The sequence below is a fragment of the Rudaea sp. genome, from assembly GCF_036383415.1.
Lineage (GTDB): Bacteria > Pseudomonadota > Gammaproteobacteria > Xanthomonadales > Rhodanobacteraceae > Rudaea.
Window position 1 is genome coordinate 1 of record NZ_DASVOK010000247.1, and the last position, 2,041, is coordinate 2,041.

The 2,041-nt window shown below is 64.7% G+C and carries 2 protein-coding genes; both read right to left on the reverse strand.

What is annotated here, in order from left to right:
• On the reverse strand, positions 1-798 hold a 798-nt coding region (locus VF497_RS09370; RefSeq protein ID WP_330887980.1), incomplete at its 3' end, for a substrate-binding domain-containing protein.
• Between the two features lies 1 nt (position 799).
• Positions 800-2,041, reverse strand: a 1,242-nt coding sequence (locus VF497_RS09375; RefSeq protein WP_330887982.1) for a TonB-dependent siderophore receptor, incomplete at its 5' end; no start/stop codon positions are given.

The window sequence follows — 2,041 nt, forward strand, 5'->3', positions numbered from 1 at the left end:
CGCGTGCCGGGCGATCGCGGCACCGGTCAGGTTGACGTGACTGCCGCCGCCCGCGAACGCAGTCGGCACCGCCTTCACGGCGTCCGCCCATGCGCGCCAGTCGTTGCCTTCGCGGCCGTCGCGGAGTTGCGCGAGCGCGACCGTGTTGCCGATCCCGATCTCGCAGCGTCCTTCCGCGATCTCGCGGACTACGTCGTTGTCCTTGCCGGTTGGCTTGCGGGCGAGATTGGCCTTCAGCCCGGCGAGCCAGGACTGCGTCGCATCTGTTCCGTGATGCGTAAGGTAGGCCGCGATCAGCGCCACATTGTTCTGGTGCGCGGCCGGCCGCATGCACAATTTGCCGCGCCATCTGGGATCGGCGAGCTCTTCATACGTGATCGCGGCGAGGGGGCTGTCCTTGCGTGCGAATACCACACGCGGACGGATCGTGAGCGCGATCCACTGACCGTTGCCGCCGCGCAGGTTCGCCGGCATCGCCTGGTCAAGTGCGGGCGATGCATGAGCTTGCGTCAGCCCGCGCGCGGCAAGCTGGGTCGTCTTGTCGAGGCCGATGCTGAGCAGGACATCGGCGGGTGAATTGTCGCCCTCGGATGTCAGTCGCTTGACCAGGCTGTCCTCGACAAACACGGTCTTGACCTTGGTGCCGGTCGTCGCCGTGAAGGCCGCGACGACAGGCTCGACAAGATTGGCTTCGCGGGTCGAGTAGAGCGTCAGCTCGTCGGCGCGGACCGGGGTGCAGGCGCACGCGAGCGCGGCCAGGACGGCGAGCAGTCCGATCGCTGTCCGTGCGGTGACCATGCTAGAATTTCACCGTCGCCGAGAGCGAGAAGCGCCGCGCATCGCCCATCGCGACGGCCAGATTGCTGACGGCCGAGGGATAGTAGACGGTGTCGAACAGGTTCTTGACGTTGAACTGGTAGACCACCGGCAACGTCTGGACCTTGGTCTCGTAGGTCGCAAAGAAATCAGCGACGGTGTAGGCCGGCAGCACGAAGCTGTTCGCGGCATCGCCGGGCCGGTCGCCGACATAGCGCGCGCCGCCCCCGAGACGCAGCCGGCCGGGCAGGGTGGTGCCGAAATCATAGACCAGATAGAGCGAGGCGGTGTTGAGCGCGACGTTCTGCAACGCTTTGCCGACAAGCACCGGATCTTCGGTGACGCGCGCATCGGTGTAGCCATAGCTGCCGATCATGCTCCAATTGTCGGTCAGCCTGCCGGTGACGTCGAACTCCACGCCGCGCGAGCGCTCCTTGCCGGCGGTGCGATACTCGACGATGCCGGTCGTGGTGTTGAGCTGCGAAACCAGCACGTTCTTCTTGTCGATATCGTAAAGCGCAAGCGTACCGGAGATTCGCTTGTTGAAGTCGAACTTGACGCCAGTCTCCCACTGGGTGCCCTCTTCGGGCGCGATGTTGGATCCGATCACGACGCCGCCGGTGAGCGGCGCGATGGTCGAGGTCGGCTTCAGCGACTGGGTGTTACTCGCATAGAGCGAGACCTCGTCGGTGAGCTTGAGAATGGCGCCGCCGAGCGGCAGGGCCTTGTCCTGCGAGACGTTGGTGTTGGTGATGAAGGGCCGCCCCTTGCCCGCGATCTGGTCGTATTCCATGTAGCGTACGCCGCCGACCAGTGCGAAGCGCTCGGTCAGATGCAGCGTGTCCTGGAAGAACAGCGACCACTGGCCGAGTTTGTCGGTCTGGGCGCTGTCGACGGCGGACACCGTGGTGCCCGGCGTGATCAGCCCATAGACCGGATTATAGAAGTTGAAGCTCGGCGTCGCCTGCCGGATCAGATTGTCACGGTAGATCGTGCGGTACTGGCCGTCACCGCCGAACAGCACCTCGTTGCGGAAGCCGCCGAGCCAGACATTGCCCTGCAGATAGGAGGTGCCGTAGCTCGCATTGCTGAGCGAGCCCTGCGTGCCGTCATTGCTGCGGGTCTCGGCGCCGGTCTTGGCGTTGATGCCGGTGATGCGGAGCTGGTTGGCGCTGAATGTCTCGGTGTTGTAGCTGTAGGCCGCGAACAGTTTCCAGTCCTGGTT